Source organism: Paenibacillus sp. FSL H3-0310 (assembly GCF_038002785.1).
Lineage (GTDB): Bacteria > Bacillota > Bacilli > Paenibacillales > Paenibacillaceae > Paenibacillus_AQ > Paenibacillus_AQ odorifer.
This window is the reverse complement of the sequence record NZ_JBBODC010000001.1, coordinates 1,738,299-1,755,504: the sequence shown is the minus strand read 5'-3', so window position 1 is coordinate 1,755,504 and position 17,206 is coordinate 1,738,299. Positions and strand designations below refer to the sequence as shown.

18 protein-coding genes are annotated in these 17,206 nt (G+C 41.3%); 6 read left to right on the top strand and 12 right to left on the bottom strand.

Features of this window, described 5'->3' with window-relative positions; translation table 11 throughout:
* The first annotated feature begins 41 nt into the window (after nt 1-41).
* Nucleotides 42-590: a MepB family protein gene (locus MHH63_RS07845; RefSeq protein WP_076301747.1), complete on the top strand. Its 549-nt coding sequence runs from the start codon at nt 42-44 to the stop codon at nt 588-590.
* Here MHH63_RS07845 and MHH63_RS07840 read toward each other — a convergent pair.
* Nucleotides 560-1,090 (bottom strand): hypothetical protein, encoded by a 531-nt coding sequence (locus MHH63_RS07840; protein WP_076129876.1) that lies wholly within the window; start codon nt 1,088-1,090, stop codon nt 560-562. The two genes, MHH63_RS07845 and MHH63_RS07840, sit on opposite strands and share 31 nt — an antisense overlap.
* Nucleotides 1,091-1,197: 107 nt before the next feature.
* Between MHH63_RS07840 and MHH63_RS07835 the strand changes: the two genes are divergently transcribed.
* Entirely contained in the window at nt 1,198-1,806 is a 609-nt protein-coding gene (locus tag MHH63_RS07835; protein ID WP_076304859.1) for a methyltransferase family protein, read from the top strand.
* A 128-nt stretch (nt 1,807-1,934) separates the two neighbouring features.
* Nucleotides 1,935-3,203, top strand: coding sequence for an alkaline phosphatase (locus MHH63_RS07830; protein ID WP_076129878.1), 1,269 nt, complete (start codon nt 1,935-1,937; stop codon nt 3,201-3,203).
* Nucleotides 3,204-3,311: 108 nt separating this feature from the next.
* Here MHH63_RS07830 and MHH63_RS07825 read toward each other — a convergent pair whose 3' ends face one another.
* On the bottom strand, nt 3,312-3,728 hold the full coding sequence (locus MHH63_RS07825) for a hypothetical protein (protein WP_076304858.1): 417 nt from the start codon (nt 3,726-3,728) through the stop codon (nt 3,312-3,314).
* Between the two features lie 83 nt (nt 3,729-3,811).
* On the bottom strand, nt 3,812-4,333 hold the full coding sequence (locus tag MHH63_RS07820) for a PadR family transcriptional regulator (protein ID WP_341171368.1): 522 nt from the start codon (nt 4,331-4,333) through the stop codon (nt 3,812-3,814).
* Between the two features lie 181 nt (nt 4,334-4,514).
* Between MHH63_RS07820 and baiCD the strand changes: the two genes are divergently transcribed.
* A complete protein-coding gene (baiCD, locus tag MHH63_RS07815; protein ID WP_341171367.1) occupies nt 4,515-6,440 on the top strand; it encodes a bile acid Fe-S flavoenzyme BaiCD in 1,926 nt (641 codons plus the stop codon).
* Nucleotides 6,441-6,902: 462 nt separating this feature from the next.
* Here baiCD and MHH63_RS07810 read toward each other — a convergent pair whose 3' ends face one another.
* From MHH63_RS07810 to MHH63_RS07775, 8 genes are all read right to left on the bottom strand, one after another.
* The gene (locus MHH63_RS07810) at nt 6,903-7,991 is read right to left on the bottom strand and encodes a winged helix DNA-binding domain-containing protein (RefSeq protein WP_341171366.1); all 1,089 of its coding nucleotides are present in this window, start codon (nt 7,989-7,991) and stop codon (nt 6,903-6,905) included.
* A gap of 90 nt (nt 7,992-8,081) precedes the next feature.
* Entirely contained in the window at nt 8,082-9,143 is a 1,062-nt protein-coding gene (locus tag MHH63_RS07805) for an LLM class flavin-dependent oxidoreductase (RefSeq protein WP_341171365.1), read from the bottom strand.
* A gap of 26 nt (nt 9,144-9,169) precedes the next feature.
* A complete protein-coding gene (locus MHH63_RS07800; RefSeq protein WP_076190569.1) occupies nt 9,170-10,141 on the bottom strand; it encodes a ring-cleaving dioxygenase in 972 nt (323 codons plus the stop codon).
* 87 nt (nt 10,142-10,228) lie between these two features.
* Nucleotides 10,229-10,696, bottom strand: a complete 468-nt coding sequence (locus MHH63_RS07795) for a MarR family winged helix-turn-helix transcriptional regulator (protein ID WP_341171364.1) — start codon at nt 10,694-10,696, stop codon at nt 10,229-10,231.
* A gap of 80 nt (nt 10,697-10,776) precedes the next feature.
* Nucleotides 10,777-11,490 carry a CPBP family intramembrane glutamic endopeptidase gene (locus MHH63_RS07790; RefSeq protein WP_341171363.1) on the bottom strand — a complete coding sequence of 238 codons (714 nt, stop codon included), beginning with the start codon at nt 11,488-11,490 and terminating at the stop codon, nt 10,777-10,779.
* A gap of 98 nt (nt 11,491-11,588) precedes the next feature.
* Complete coding sequence (locus MHH63_RS07785) at nt 11,589-12,902, bottom strand: sensor histidine kinase (protein ID WP_341171362.1); 1,314 nt, start codon at nt 12,900-12,902, stop codon at nt 11,589-11,591.
* 28 nt (nt 12,903-12,930) lie between these two features.
* Nucleotides 12,931-13,626, bottom strand: coding sequence for a response regulator transcription factor (locus tag MHH63_RS07780; protein WP_076281473.1), 696 nt, complete (start codon nt 13,624-13,626; stop codon nt 12,931-12,933).
* Nucleotides 13,627-13,735: 109 nt separating this feature from the next.
* Nucleotides 13,736-13,939: a hypothetical protein gene (locus tag MHH63_RS07775; protein WP_340396928.1), complete on the bottom strand. Its 204-nt coding sequence runs from the start codon at nt 13,937-13,939 to the stop codon at nt 13,736-13,738.
* Nucleotides 13,940-14,197: 258 nt separating this feature from the next.
* Between MHH63_RS07775 and MHH63_RS07770 the strand changes: the two genes are divergently transcribed.
* Together MHH63_RS07770 and MHH63_RS07765 are read left to right on the top strand one after the other, a co-directional pair.
* The gene (locus MHH63_RS07770; protein WP_076129886.1) at nt 14,198-14,545 is read left to right on the top strand and encodes a PadR family transcriptional regulator; all 348 of its coding nucleotides are present in this window, start codon (nt 14,198-14,200) and stop codon (nt 14,543-14,545) included.
* On the top strand, nt 14,532-15,527 hold the full coding sequence (locus tag MHH63_RS07765; protein WP_076129887.1) for an HAAS signaling domain-containing protein: 996 nt from the start codon (nt 14,532-14,534) through the stop codon (nt 15,525-15,527). Before MHH63_RS07770 ends, MHH63_RS07765 begins: the two co-directional genes overlap by 14 nt.
* A gap of 392 nt (nt 15,528-15,919) precedes the next feature.
* Here the strand turns inward: MHH63_RS07765 and MHH63_RS07760 are convergent, their stop codons facing one another.
* Complete coding sequence (locus tag MHH63_RS07760; protein ID WP_076307753.1) at nt 15,920-17,197, bottom strand: alpha-L-fucosidase; 1,278 nt, start codon at nt 17,195-17,197, stop codon at nt 15,920-15,922.
* Nucleotides 17,198-17,206 lie beyond the last annotated feature (9 nt).

Below are 17,206 nucleotides of genomic sequence, written 5' to 3'. Positions count from 1 at the left end.
TAAGATAGTGAACATTACGAACTCAAATGGGAGAATAACAGATGAATGATAAGAAGCTGAGCTTTTTAGATACCCTACATAGTGACTTACTTGCTACCATGGAAGAAGTATATAATCCTTGCAGGTTTGATTGCTCCGAACCAATTCTTGAACCGCAAAATGCGGAATACGGAGCATATATCTTTACCTTAAATGCGCTGGCCATTAGATTCCGGGTGGCTAAAATCACACCCACTAAAGTCGGGCAATTTGTGACACTATGGGAGCGAATTGGAGATCATCCCATCCAACCCTATGACATCTCAGATCCTGCTGATCTCTTCGTTATAAGTACACGAAATGGGAATCACTTTGGCCAATTTATTTTTCCAAAAGCTGTCCTAAGAGAACAAGATATTCTATCTGATAAAGGTGAAGGTGGAAAAAGAGCTTTTCGAGTCTACCCGCCTTGGGACATTCCCACGAGTCGCCAAGCTCAAAAAACGCAAACATGGCAGTCGGAATATTTCTTGGATATCCCTGCAAATAAACCCGTAGACTACCTTCGTGCGCAAGCACTTTACGGTTTACCCGTAAATCTTACGGTCTGACCTATCTCCTCCACATGTTCCTTATCGCCCTGCAAAATAAAATAATAGTATACATCATCTCCTATTTTCACCGCTTCGGGATATTTAATTATAAGCGCCGCTTGATGATTCCATTCCTCCCCTTGGTCAGCAGAAGGCATAATCAACTTTGCCTTCTCTTCCTCTTTCAACCTCTCTAATGTCAGTTCAGTAATTTGCGGATTGGAGCCATAAGGCTTCAGCTGATGGGAGGCAACGATTTCAGCAACTTCATCTATTGATTGTCCCTCTCCAGACATAGCGGATAATTGAAAAAAACCATCCTCCCCCTGACCCTTCTTATCATCTGCTGAATCTACGACCCATTCCGTTGGATACTTCAAAGAGACTCCATAAGCATTGGAAGTAAAGGTTGCAAGCCCAGTTTGCGTAACCAGCATACCGATTACAGTACCTGCAAGTACAATAACCGCGATAACCAACACCCATAGCCACCGTTTTTTGTATACTCTTATTTTCACGATATCCCCCTAAATCAATAATTAGTTGACATGTACAATATTAGGAAATAAGATATAAACAAACATATGAGCAATCATTCATATGTATTAGTGAGGAGGAAATTAAAATGAGCGATCTTAAAAATATCCTATCTCTACTTCTTTTCTGCATCTTCCTAATTTCTTATCTATTAAAGCTCCTTATACTTTACAAGAAAAACCACATTAAAGGAAACGTTCTGGCTAAAGGCGCTAAACTATCTAAGATCCATTATACCGAGCTATTGGTAAAAACCTCTACTTTTTTATGGGGCGCAGCATGGTTTGTTTTTTCCGTAGCAGAGTCCTTTATGGTTACACTTGTAAACAAAACGTTTGATATTCCTGTAATTCACTTTAGCGGTGTGGGTGTAGCTGCCCTCGGGTGTTCCATTTTCATTCAAGCTATGATTGCTATGCGCACTTCATGGAGAGTTGGGATTGATAAGACTACTGTAACCAAACTCATCACACACGGTATTTATAAATATAGTAGAAACGCTGCATTTGTCGGGTTTGATCTCATGTTTTTGGGATTGTATCTGATGTACCCCAATCTATTAACACTCCTAATATTCATTCTTAACATTGCCGCGATTCATTTACTAATTCTTCAAGAAGAGCAACATTTAATGTCCGTATTCGGAGATGAATATATCCAATATGCCAATAATACACCCAGATATTTTTTATTTTAAAATCTTTTATCACAGCTCCGATAATTTATATCCGCTATATCATTTTACATTTTTTACAAGTCAAGAAAACATTCTCTTAATGTAACTACTATAATATGAGACTGTAAACATACATTAGGAGGGAAATTATGAAATCACCGAAAAAGTATGGCGTCAGAACAGCAATTGTAGCGACAGCGGCAACTGCTCTTTTTGTATCCAGCATAGTCACTACAAATGCACCTAATCAAGCAGACGCAGCATCTTCGAACACAAGAAATGTAATTCTGTTTATTGGAGACGGAATGGGTGCTGCTCAGCGTGATGCCATCCGGCTTGCCACCGTAGGTGAAAAAGGAAATCTAGCAATGGATTCCATGCCATACGTTGGATTAATTCATACAAGCTCCACTGTCCCTGTTACAGATTCGGCTGCTTCTGCTTCTGCTTATGCCAGCGGTGTGAAGACTTATAATGGTGCTATCGGAATGGATGCCGATAAAAAAAGTGTTAAGACCATTATGGAATATGCTAAAGATGCCGGGAAATCAACAGGTGTAGTTACTACTAGTCAGATTACAGACGCGACTGGCGCCGCATTTGGTGCTCACGTTGAAGACCGCTCAAAGCAAAGTGATATCGCTCTTCAGCTTCTGACAAAGAGCAAGGTTGATGTTCTGCTCGGTGGGGGTGAGGATTTCTGGTACCCGGCAGGCAATCCCGGCAAATTCCCAGATGAACCCGCTGAAGATCCTTCAGAAAAAAGCAAAGGAACGCAAGGTAACCTTGTGGATAAAGCTAAACAGTTGGGCTACACCTATGTAACGAACAAAGCGGATATGCAAAAAGCAAAAGACGGCAAGCTGCTTGGAATATTCGCAAACGAGGAAATGTTCCAGCAAAAGCCTGAGGGTGAAGGAGATATTTATAATCCGGTGGTATCGCTGCCCGAGATGACTAAGAAAGCTATAGATACGCTAGCAACAAATAAAAAAGGATTTTTCCTTATGGTGGAAGAAGAAGGCACTGACGAATTTGCACATCAAAACAACGCTAAAATGACGATTAAATCAGGTCAAGAACTGGACAAATCCGTGCAAGTAGCCAAAGACTTCGCCAAAAAGAATCCAGATACACTGGTTCTAGTGCTTGCCGACCATGAGACCGGCGGATTTTCTATTGAAGCAGTTGACGCAGATGATGAGTCCGGTGACGGCATATCCAAAGAAGACGGTCCATTCGCCATCGCCAATTCCAAACACAATTTTGTAGTGGACTGGACGACCTCAGGCCATACTGCGGTTGATATTCCAATTACAGCTATGGGCAAAAATGCACAATTATTTACTGGAATCTACGAAAACACCGAAGTATTCACCAAGCTTATGCAAGCATCAGGTTTTAAAGCCAAAAAATAAAAGCAAATAATAAAAGACTAGCCAGATTAAGTAGGATGATCTCTGTATTGGACAGGGGTCATCCTCACTTCTGATTACCTCGGGATTGACGTCACCGGCGTTGAGTTATTAATTATCCTTTTTTTCAATAGTTACTTCGTTTTGATCAATTTTCACTTGATACTCAACAACTTCGTCTTTTTTAAATTTGTCGCTAAATACTTTACTTACTGAGTAGTTTTTTTGAGGATTAAGAGTAATCTTAAATACCTGCTTTCCATTTCCAATCCTGAACTTCGCGACCTCTCCATGGTTGATATTAGCATCAATTAAAGCATTTTTTTGATTGTTATCTTTTTCTTTTTCTTCTTCAACAGTTACAACTACGCTTTTCAAAAATAACGGACTATTATTACTAATCAACAAATTATACTCATTATCGTTTGCTACTTTTGTATCACTTGAAACATCGGAGCTATTTCCTTTACATCCTGATAATAAGACTAAGAACATTAAGGATATAGTTAACCATTTCTTCACAGTCATAAGCTTGTCTCTCCTATCTTATATTCTATTGTACCTCCTCATATTTAAAAAATGATTGGTTCATAGGGTGCTAAACTGTTTCCTTATGCTTCTAATTTACGTGACAGCTCCTTAATTAACTCGATCTCTCGTAAAACCATACTTCGGGTGTAAAAATAGAGCTCCTCAGAGTAATCCATATCCTCACTATTGCCAACTACTTTGGATAACTGCTGTAAATGGTCCAGCTTTTCGTTCATATAAGTCTCTCTGTAATCAAGCAATCTTCTACGTGTCTCCTGATCCAAAAGCTCATAATAAGAAAGACGAATAGACCATTCATTATCAATTCGAATAGTCTCCAGCGTAAATTCTGTTAAGCAGGTGTTAAACCGCTCCTCACCCTCAGTAGTTATAGAATATACATAACGTTTAGGCCGGCGTTCCTGAATTTCCGTTTTTTTGATTACCCATTTTCGCTTTTCAAATAATTTCAGCTTTGGATAAAGCGAGTTATTGTTTACGATTTTATCATTGCCCATTACAAAAATAATGTTTTTTTTAATTTCATAACCATGTTTGGCCCCTTTCATTAATTGGGCCAGAATCAAAACTTCAATATCCATAATCATCCTCCGGGCTTCCGGAATACGTATCCGGTTCATCATTTTCTTATATTACCTCAATTACTACATTCCTGCCAAATCACTCGTGATTTTTTGCACATACTTTCACCCTGCTCTTTCGCTAATATAGGTTAAAATAACCTATTTATTTTTAACCTATATGTAGAGAGGAAGTTATCGTATGGAATTCACACATCTATTTATCAAGGGCACAATCGGAAATATGGAGCTTAAGAACCGGGTCATTTTACCAGCGATGGGCACGAAAATGAATGCGCCGGGTGGATACGTCAGTGATCGTCTGATTGATTACCATGTAGCACGAGCTAAAGGCGGCAGCGGCTTAAATACTGTAGAAGTAACAACTATTCACCCAACGGCGGCCTCCGATGATGCTCCTGCCCTTTATGATGATAAATTCATTCCAGGTATGGCTCAATTAGCATTAGCTATTCGAGAGGCAGGAGGCAAAAGCTGTCTACAGTTATGGCATGGAGGTAAAGTAACTCCCAACCTAATTCAGGTCTCCTCTTCACCTGTTCCGTTTGAAGGCGTGACTCATATACCACGTGAACTTGCGCATCATGAAGTCGGCGAGATGGTTCAAGCTTACGCAGATACAGCATTACGTGCGAAGAAAGCCGGATTTGACAGTGTGGAATTCCATGCCGGCCATGGTTATTTGCCCCAACAATTTCTAAGTCCTGCAATGAATTTTCGTCAGGATGAGTACGGCGGTTCTTGGGAGAATCGCTGCCGCTTCCCGCTGTCTTGTATCCGGGCTATCCGGAAAGCGGTTGGACCTGGGTTCCCTATCTTGATGAGAATCTCTGCGATTGAGGATCTACCGGGCGGACTTACGCTGGAAGATATGAAGCTCTTCTCAAAGCTCGCTGAAGAAGCTGGAATTGATGCTATTAATGTATCTCGTGGGGTCCCTGCTGGCGCTGCGATTAAATATGAAGTTCCGCCGATCGATTTACCTGTAGGCTTCAATGTAGATAACGCAGCACAAATTAAATCTGTGGTTAACATCCCTGTTATTGCCGTAGGCCGTATTAATGATCCAGCAATTGCAGACCGGATTATTGCGGAGGGTTTGGCTGATTTTGTAGCCATTGGGCGTGCGCAGCTGGCAGATCCGGAATTCTGCAATAAAGCTTTAGCCGGACGTGCAGACACGATCGTTAAATGTGTGGGTTGCGACCAAGGCTGCTTCGATGGATTCGTGAATCCTAATGTTCCATTTATCAGCTGTGTGTTTAATCCTGCAACCGGTCGTGAAAGTGAATATGAATTGCAGCAAACGGGTATCCCCAAAAAAGTACTTATTGCTGGTGGTGGCCCTGGCGGATTAGAAGCAGCTGTCACCCTGAAACGACGTGGGCATCATCCAATATTATGCGAAAAAAATGACATTCTGGGCGGACAGCTTTATATTGCCGGTGCCGCACCACGTAAAGAGGAAATGGCTGCAGCCGCTCTGAATATGGGAGAAACCGCTAAACGTGAAGGTGTAGACATTCGAATGAATACAGAGGTTACACCTGAATTAATCCAGGAAATTGCTCCAGATGAGGTCATTCTTGCAATCGGATCTTCTCCTATTATTCCGCCTGTGGAAGGCATCGACAGTTCACATGTGGTCAATTCACATGATGTGTTATGGGGAACGGTTCATCCAGAAGGAAGAGTCGTTATTATCGGCGGTGGTTTAGTGGGGCTTGAGGTCGCAGAACTGCTTGTAGAGCGCGGACATCAAATCACTGTAGTTGAAATGCAAGCTGATGTTGCTAATGATCTAGGGCTTCTGCGGAAAATCTGTGTCATGGAAAGTCTATATGGACATGGCGTTGAATTAATGACCAACAGCAAATGTATGGCGATTCAAGGGGATAGTGTAATTGTTGAAAAAGACGGCGAACGTCACAGCCTACCTGCTGATTATGTAGTAATTGCTGTAGGTTCACGCGCCCTCAACAAACAAATCCTTCAGGATTTCTTGGAGGAAAGCTCCATCCCTTATCATGTAATTGGCGATGCGGTGCAAGCGCGTAGAGCGCTGAATGCGATTTGGGAAGGCGCTGAATTAGCTAGACGAATCTAATTAAGCTAACTATATGCTTCATGAAAATAACCCGGCAGATCCGCCCTGCCGGGTTATTTTATACTCAGAGTGCATTCGTGAGCGGCTATTCGGTAATCGGTATCCATTTAATCCTTCACCCTTCACCCTTCACCCTTCACCCTTCACCCTTCACCCTTCACCCTTCACCCTTCACCCATTATGCCGTTCGGACTCAGGAGACGCTATTGAGCTAAAAATAGCCTTTTTACGAATCTATCGGACCCAGATGCCGCTATTCCGCAAAAATAGGGGTCAAAAGAGGTGCTGCGACGGGAATAACTGCATTGGAGTCCGAAAAGCTCAGTAAATCAGCATTTAGGTGCTAATAAGTGCAACGGTGTCCGTTAGCGAGAGAGATGCGCACAAAAGTATGGTAAGAAAGATGAAAATGGTGAGAATGTCGAGAATGATGAGATTGGTGAGAATAGTGAAATACTCATCTCAATGACCACTCACATTCATTTTGAGTATCGGCAGCCCAATAAATGCGGCATATCGGTCAGCTTCTTTAAGTACCAACTTTTCCGTATCGCCCAGATCGGCAAAAGGATGGATCATAATCTCAATCCCCTTGGTCTTTAGGGTTCTTTTCCATGTACCCACAACCTGACCCTCCACAACAATCGTCGGAAGAAAAACACCATTATTCCCCGGAACTATTAAAGGAGCAACGTCGGGCTCTAGAACGGCACTTCGGTCTTTATAACCCAGAATGTACTCATCAAAACCCGGAAGCAGATGAACGCCCGAGTCCTCAGCAGCTGGCTCTAGCCGATGAGAGGACATCCAATACTCACTGCCATCAATAACCTCTGATTGCAGTTGACTTTTGGCCGCTTCCAGACCTCTTCTAGCATCGGTAAGGGTGATGCCTGCCCACCAAGCAAAATCCTGAACAGTTGCAAAACCATGTCCAGTGAAATATCTCCGAGCGAGTTCATACAATGATTCATCGTAAGAAAGTTCTCGAAACTGTGGCACCCATTCCTCTAACAAAACAATCGTTTGCTGCTTACCATTCATCGGTCCGAAACAAATCAACCCTTGGTACGCAACATTCCACAACATATGATAACCACGCTGGTTCCCTGTGTGAATACCTTCTTCTTCTATAAGCTGAAGTAAAAGAGCACGATCTAGCTGCTTTCCACCTTGTAAAGCATTAACTATAATATGTCTACAACGTTCTAGTGTCTGATCATCTAGCCCAAGCTCTGCATTCCGCCGCTTTGTTTGTCCCGCTAAACGCGGCACAGATAGCTGATGCATCCACTTTACATCTTCCGGTGGGACAAAATGAAGCGTACCTCGCAGCGTCCAATTCAGAATCATCTTACGATCAGCGATAGCACGCTCTATATCAGCTAAATTCGAAGATGGAGTACGTAACCCGATCGCCCACATCGCCTGCATGTAATCCTGCGCCTGTACTGCCCCTAATTCTTTAACGACCTGTTCAGGCTTGATTAGCTTGTAATCAACGATCTTCTGGTTATATAGACGTTGCGCAGCTATCATTTTATTCGTCACACTTCGCCTCCTTAAGTGATCCTTCTCAAACCATCGTCTAACCTTATTGGAATAATTTTAATATAATTTTTTCCAATCTCATAGTTTTTCTTATTTCTTAGCTGTGGCCCGTCTTACGGCTGGTGCGACTACCGATCCAAACAAATCAATGATTTGCTCAACCTGAGCATAAGGTAAACCACCAATATCAATCTGAGCCAGAAAACGATTGTGTCCGTACAGCTCATGTTGATAAAGGATTTTTTCAATAACCTGTTGTGGGCTGCCTACGAGCAGCGCATTTCTCACACTCATGGCTTCAGCAAATTGGTCTTTAGGGTACGCTGATCCACGAAGCTCTTTCATCATGTGATTTAAATAAGGGTAATAGTTACGGAACGCTTGCTGTGAATCTTTATCGATATATAAAAGGGTGGTTGTACCCACCGGCAGCTCAGCCGGATTAAAACCTGATTGTGCGGCAACTTGACGATACATATTCACAGAGGTCTTGAACGCTGAAGCAGGTCCACCTAGAACAGCCAGCATCATCGGGATGCCCATTCTTCCTGCCTTAACTGCACTTGCCGGAGGTCCTCCAACCGCTCTCCAGATGGGCAGTTTACCACTCAGTGGCTTCGGAAAAATCTCCATATCATTTAGAGCAGGACGGAATTGCCCTTCCCAGGTAATTCTTTTTTCGTTATTTATTTTCATAAGCAATTCAATCTTCTCTTCGAACAATTCTTCATAATCCCTCACGTCATATCCGAACAGTTCATAAGCTCCTAATCGTGATCCACGTCCAGCAACAATCTCTGCTCTGCCTCCGGATAACAAATCCAATGTCGAAAATTCTTCATGTACACGTACAGGATCCGCTGTGCTCAATACAGTCGCTGAACTGATGAGTTTGATTCGTTCCGTTGCGTTTGCTATAGCTCCAAGTACGACCGATGCTGCTGAAGTAATAAATTTCGCCTGATGACTCTCCCCCACTCCAAATACATCTAATCCAGCATCCTCTGCTAATTTGGCGGCAGCAATGATCTCTTGAATCCGTTGTCGTTCACTGATTGATTTACCTGTTAAGGCATCTGCAACATGATCACCTAATGTGTATAAACCTATTTCTAAACCCTTATTCTCGTCGATTCTATATTGTTCCATCATGATGATGTCCTACTTTCTTAGCTGTATTATTGGATAGGATGAAGCTTCGATGCAATCTCTTCCCGGCGTTCTTCCAGAAAAGAAGGCAAGGTCAAATTCTCGCCCAATGTGTCAAAAGATTCATCAATCTCAAACCCTGGACCATCTGTAGCAAGCTCGAAAAGAATATGGTTCGGATCACGGAAATACAAGGAATGGAAGTAATAACGATCAATGACCCCTGTGTTCTTGAACCCTGCAGCTGTGATTTTAGCAGCCCATGCGGTTAATTCTTCCAGATCCTTCACTCTTATAGCCACATGATGGATACTCCCTCTTCCCGGTCTTTCCCGGTCTTGATCATTAACTTCTTTGAGCTGAAGTTCAGTGTACAAGCCGCCTTTAGCTGTTTCATAAATATCCACCATTACCTTCGGGTCACCCATGGATGGCACTCTACGAACTTGTGTATAGCCTAAAATATCCTCCAAAACAGCCTTTGTACGGCTAGCCTCACGAACAGTCAATTCAACGGGACCCAATCCAACAATGGCATATTGTGGTGGAATATCATCAGTAATCCAAGGTTCTACCAGCTGAGTCACATTATCTTTTTCTGCGGACACCAGATGAACCGTTAATTCATCACTATCCTGAAAAGTAAGCGAATTGCGCTCCTCTATACTTACGATAGCTTCATGAGCGACTTCAAATGTATCTAATCTGCTAGCCCAATATACTAAAGCCTCATCGCTAGGAACGAGAAGAGAGATTGCAGAAATACTGTTCGTTCCTTTCCGGGTCTGGCCTGCATTTGGCATTTCAAAAAAGGATACCTCGGTGCCTGGAGCGCCATTAGAGTTGCCATAGAATAAATGGTACATGGTTGGATCGTCCTGATTTACGGTTTTTTTGACAAGTCTTAGTCCCAGTACTTCTGTATAAAACCATAGGTTTTGTTTAGCGTCTTTAGTAATCATTGATACATGATGTTGTCCGGTTATTTGTGGTTGGCTCATTTTAATTTCCTCCTAATATAATTATGGTTTACTAGTAAACTGATGCTGAAAAAAGGAAGCTTTATTCAGAATAAAGCTTATACAATACTACTGAACTCCTCGTGGAATTCGATTCTCATTCTGGCTATGGCGGTGAATCTTCTTAAGCATGCTGTAAAATACCTTTTTCTCCTCGTCCGTCAGTGGATCGAATAACGAAGCTTGGAAATCCGATTGCAAAGGAAGCACCTTCTCGATAAGCGCCTGGCCCTTTTCAGTTAAAGAAATATACTTCACCTTCCAATCCTGCTTGCGTTCAATCCATCCTTCTTTTTCTAATCTGCCAAGCATATGTGATACTCCACCTTTAGTAATGGTTAAATGCTCGGCCATTTCCATCTGTGTCACAGGCTGATGTAATAGTATTTGTACTAACGCATCAAACTGGCTAACCGTTAAATCAAACTGCTTCAAGAACTCATTGGAAAGATCGTTACTATTGTCATAAACTCTTACCAGCCGCAGCCAGATCAATAAGCTTAGTTTGTTGTCTTCAGTGAATCCATTGTCTCGCATTATACCACATCCATTGCTTTGGAATTGGATCTATTTGATTATCAGTTTACTAGTAATCTGATGTGAAGTCAAATTTCGTATTAACTTAAGAAATAGAGAAGCACAGATAAACCATTACTAAACATGTGCGCGCCTATAGGCACTAATATATTTTTTCTCTTCTCATATAGGTAGGCAAAGATTAATCCAGCAGCCATATAGGAGAAGATATTCCACATTTCATTATAGTTGCTCTGGAACACCACGGCTCTATAGACATGCTGGAAGCCAAATAAAAAGGAGGATATCAGATAAGCCAGAAGACGACTCTTCCTGCGGATCGTTCTAAAAATGGTAACCCGATATACTAATTCTTCAATCACGGGGCCAATCCATACCACGTTCACTGTAAAAATAAATGGATACGAGGACAACATTGCCCGTAAATCCACCTCATTAACAGACTTTGTAATAGGATGAAAAATGGAAATTAGTGTGGGAATCAATATATTTCCGATGATAATAATCAAACAAAGTCCCCAAACCATCCATAACATATTACGGATCCAGTATTGTCTGAAATCATGGATAGCTTGTTTATAGAACCCCCTAAAACCTATAATCACTCCTATATAGATCAGACTATTCAACAGTAAGGCCATTCGATTTTGTTGTTCTGGCTGCCAAATAAAAACATGGTTAAGAATCCCCATAACCGGCCTGAGCAAGAGAATGGAGAACAATCCTAAAAAGTACATTACTGCTAATATAATGCCCAAGATCAATTGCCTTTTACTTAATTTTTCATCAATCATTATAATCTATTCCCCCAAGTAAAATTGTTAATAGACTGAATATCAACCATTTTAGCATTGGGAAATTTCATACGACTTAATGTAATCTTACATAGACCTTAAATTTGCCGGTTCAGCTCAATTATAATTTCAAACTGGTTATCTTGCGTATTCAGCTGAACAGTCCCTCCATGAGCAGCTATTATTTTTTGAACAATGAGTAACCCTAATCCAGAACCTGCCGGGTTCAAGGCTGATGGTTGGCCGTAATTAATAAAAGTAAGCTTGGCTCCATCATTCACCTTTTCCAGCACAGCTTGAAACGTAGAACCTTGCTCCTGATAAGCGATGGCATTATAAAGCAGGTTTGAGAATACTCGATTCATTCTTTTTTTATCAAACTGTAGAATTATTTCTTCTGGCTCGATTACAAAATCAGGGATCAGACCCGCAGCCTCAAGCTCGGGCAACATATGTATCATTTCTTCTCTCAAACATTCTGAGAAATCATCTGTTGTAACATCCAAGCGGAATTCGGGACTTTCCATTCTCGATAATTCAAACAAATCCTGAATCAATACATTGGCACGGATACTATTTTCGTATATTATTTTGGCAAATTCCAAATGTTCTATCCGACCGCTCACCTGTTCTTTTAGTTCAAGCTCTGCGTAACCCATAATACTTGTTAATGGATTTTTTAAATCATGGGATATATCCAATATTAGATTTTTTCGATTGTTTTCACTCTGTTCTTTTAACGAGGTCTGGATCTGAATCACTTCTGCCATATGATTAAAAGCCTGCTCCAGTTGACTAAACTCCCGATTCCCGCCTACCTGCACTCTTGCTGAATAATCCCCATTCTTAACCTTTTCAACAGCAGCGGACAACTGGTCTAAGGGTTTAATGAAACTAACCGCCGTAATTCTCGCATAAATCATCGTGCTTAGAATCAGAATCAACAAATAACCTAACCCAATAAACCCAAGCATTTGAAGGGTATGATCCTGCATAGGTGAATCTGAATTCCAATGGAAACTGCCTGTCATTTTCACTTGTATAGGTAAAGAGACGATCAGCCAAAATTGTTCCTGCTCATTATATTCAACAGTGATCATATCTTTGTTAGCGCCAGTATTCATTAGAAAATCCGTAAATTCTTTGACACTAATCTGCTTGGACGTAAATGGATTGTTGCCAATGGAATGTATGACTTCGTAATTGGAATTCACAACCTGTAAACTGCCCCCGACATCATTAACAACACTAGTGTCAATTCTTTGATAGTCATTTTGCATAAGCTTAGCAGCCGTTAACTGATTATAAATAATGTCCTTAGATCCCAGCCTGTTCATGCAAAACAAAGCAACAATCACCAATATCGTTATAACCGTTGTTATAAGAAAGATCGCGATATAGTTTTTTAACAATTGATAGGATATATTTTGTTTTCTCATCTTATTTACCTGGGTTGTAGAATTTGTAACCTAGTCCACGCACTGTAACGATATATTCGGGATGGTGTGGGTCCCGTTCGATCTTATTCCTTAGACGGCTGATGGTAACCATAATCGTATTATTATCACTATAGAAATCTTCTTCCCACGCCGCTGCATATAACTTTTTGGGCGTAAAAATTTGATTAGGACTCTGCATCAGACATTGTAACACCTTATATTCCTTGGCATTTAGAAGAACTGGACTTTCATTTATGTACAACATACATTCCTTTAAATTCAGCTTCAATTCTCTATGTTGGATTGTTTCTTCAGTTATCGATTGGCTAAGATCGTATACATTTCTTCGTCTCAGCTGCGCCTCAACCCTAGCCACAAGCTCTGAAGCACTAAATGGCTTCACCATATAATCGTCTGCTCCAAGGCCTAAGCCCACTATCTTATCAATTTCTTCACCGCGGGCAGTTAACAAGATAACCGGAATATGGCTTTTCTCTCTTATCCGTCGCAGCAGATTAAGCCCATCAAGCCTGGGCATTACAATATCCAGAATGGCAAGATTTATTTCATGTTGATTAACAACCTCTAAAGCCTCAATGCCATCCTTGGCTTCGAATACTCGATAGGATCGATCTTCTAAATGTATTTTCACTAGTTTTCTTATATCGGTTTCATCTTCAGCAATCAGTATATTCATCGCTTAATTCCCCTAACTATTCTCAAATAGCTGAGTCTTTTCACTCAGTATAACTTGCCAATACCACTTCGGTATATAAAGCCTAAAGAATACATCTGGAACATCATGATTAAAATACCCATGGATCACCATAATCAAATCTATTAAAATCAATAATTCCAAGTTCCTCGACTTCGTAATGATCATACTCCCGTTTTTTATGATCATAATGAAAAATCTCCGCCGTTCTCAACAATAACGCTCTGCCCTTATGAACCGGTTCAACTCCCTCCCATGTAGAAGCATTCGGGATGTCACTAAAAAATGGAATCATTTCACGACCTCCTTTTAATCAAACTGCTTCACAAAATAGAAAAATTTTCTTATATATTTCTCAGAAAATTATTTTATTCAATTGATGTTGGAACAACAATAGTGTATGATGCATAGTATAGATCGAATACTGTATGACACATAGTAAGTATAAACGACTTCGACGTCCTCTTAAGGACAGCAAGCGTTTAAACCAAAAATATAAGAACAATTTATAAGAGATTATAAATTCTTATATTTTAAATAATGAGGTGGGTGAATGAGTACTTTATTAAATTCTTTAATCACAGAGCTTAGAAGAGGTACGTTAACGCTAGCCGTTTTAAGTCAATTACGAACGCCCCAGTATGGATATTCGCTCGTTCAATTGTTGGAGGAATCCAGCATCATCATCGATCAAAGCACCCTATATCCATTACTTCGCCGATTAGAGAAACAGGAATTAGTGACGAGCAGCTGGGACACATCCGAGAGCAGACCCCGTAAGTATTATGTTCTAAGTGACTATGGCGTAGAGATTTTTTTACAGCTAAAGGAAGAATGGCTTAAGAATTCGAAAGAACTCTACGGCCTATTACAAGGGGAGGATGACCATGAAGCTGATTGAGATTTACATTCATGAAGTTACTCGGAGGTTACCAGAACAAAATCGGGAAGACATCGCATTAGAATTACGATCAACCATCGAGGATATGTTACCGGATGATTATGACGAAAAAGAGGTAAAAGCCGTCCTTGCAAAATTGGGCAATCCAGCTATTTTAGCTAGTGAGTACCGCGATCAGCCCATGTATCTCATCGGCCCACGCTATTTCGATTTATATGTTACGTTATTAAAAATGATTATACCCATCGCTGTAGTTGTTTCTTTAATCGCTCTGGTTGCTGATTACTTGATTGGCTACAGCGGCGATAAAACAGTTGCGGATATTGTTACTGCAGTTATAAGTACAGGAATTGGAACCTTCCTTGAAGTAGGCATCCAAGTCTTTTTCTGGATAACTGTTGTGTTCGCTATTATCGAACGGGCGGATAAAGGAAAGGAAGGTCATCCTCTTACTACAAAATTAAGGAAATGGACTCCTGATGATTTGAAGGATATCGCGCTTGTCCATAAGAAAAAAGCAATTACAAGCTTCGAAGTGTTCGGAAGTTTACTGTGGACTGCCATTTGGGCTACTGTTTATTTTAATGCTGAACACCTGATCAGAGTCTATAGAGGCGGTGAAGGCGCACTTAACTTCGTGGCCCCAGCTTTTAATCAGCATGTATTACTTGATTATTGGCCTATTATTCTTATTGTGATCGGATTAGAAGTCGCATTAACTATATATAAATTAATCAAGAGACAATGGACTAGAGAATTAGCATTATGTAATACGGTCCTTGAGCTCATTGTACTTATTGTATTCGCTGTTATCCTTATAAATCCGAGTGTATTTAACCAAGAATTTATTAATTACATGTCTAATTTATTAAACACTACAGCTAACCAATTTGAAACGGGACTAGTAGGTGGAGGAATAGCAATCTTGATTTTAGTCGCGGTCCTCAATATATATGAGGGCTTCCGCAAGGCTCGCCTTTAGTATTCACAGAACGGCGATTCTCCTGTTATTTGGAGAATCGCCGCTTTGTATTCTGATTCGTTGAATGCCTGCTTCAAATGCTTCAACAACTTCAACATTGTCACCCCCCTCTGAGAGTTGCGGACCCAGATGACGTTATTTGCACATTTTCTGCCTTTGGAACAGGGCTTCGGACTCCAATGACGCTATTCCCTAGAATCAGCTCCAAATCGGGGGTGTTTCAAGGCAATAGCGGCTATGCGGTCCGTTGGCATCCCAAAAGTGCGATATTTCTGGGTTTAGAGACATCTGTGTCCGATAGGTGTTTCGTATGTGCAAATGTTGGCGAAGAATACGAAAAAAAGGAGTTGTCTCAGCAGCCATTCAGGGCATATGGGACAACTCCTTCTGATTTAATTAAATAGTTCAAGCTCGATAACCGTATCCATCTCATCAGGTAACATCGCGCCTTTTAATGTAATAAAAGCTCCACCGTCAACATCCGAATATTCCTCAGCCATCCACGGCACCTCCACCTTTAGCTCGGTACCATCACGTAGTAATCTTGCCTTTTTAATCTTCCCTTTCAGACCTTGGAAATAGATCGGGCCAATTCCACGGTCGTAGACATGCGCATACAATTTATTGCCCTTTTGCGTATAACGTCCCCACTCTGGCTTAGGTAGCAAAGACTTCCCGCATCCATAAATACTATCTCCATTAAGGCGCATCCACTCCCCAACTTCGTCAAGGATAACCAGGGATTCCCGCGTCATTTCACCTTTGGCATCTGGTCCAACATTGAGGAGCAGGTTACCATTCTTACTGATACATTCGACCATCGTACGGATGACTTGCTTGGTCGATTTATAATTCTTATCCTCGGAATGATAACCCCAGTTGTCATTCAGGGTAATGCAGGCTTCCCAAGGGATGGATTGGCCGTTTACGTCAACAATGCCGCCAGGCGGAATGATCTGCTCGGGGGAGAAGAAATCTCCAGCATACTCCTCAGGTTCTGCCGCACGAATATTGCCACCTAATCGATTGTCGATAATAATATCAGGTTGTATGGAACGAATCATCCGGATAAGCTCCGTCGCCTTCCACTTCTCCCCTGTCATATTATCGTAGGAGAAGTCAAACCACATAATGTCGATTTTACCGTAATTGGTGAGCAGTTCCTTTACTTGCCCATGCATATACTCCAAGTATCTATCGAAATCAATCGGCTTATCTTTGACCGCTTCGTTATCCCGATCAGGATGTGCCTTATCTCCATATCCGGGATAATCCTCATGGTGCCAGTCTATGATAGAGTAATATAGACCTACTGCAATCCCTTCAGCACGGAAAGCGTCTACATATTCCCGCACTAGATCACGCCCAGCAGGCGTATTAGTCGCTTTGAAATCAGTCAGCTTACTATCGAACAGACAGAACCCGTCATGATGTTTGGTCGTAAGCACAGCATATTTCTGACCCGCAGCTTTGGCTGCACTTGCCCATTTCTTCGGGTCATATCGAGAGGCGTCAAATTCATCGAAATACGTCATGTAATGCTCTCTACTCATCCGCTCGTTGCCGCGTATCCATTCCCCTCTAGCAGGAATTGAATATAATCCCCAATGGATAAACATCCCGAACCTATCCTGTAAGAACCATTTCGTTCTTTCTTCTCTTGTACCCATCTCTCCAAC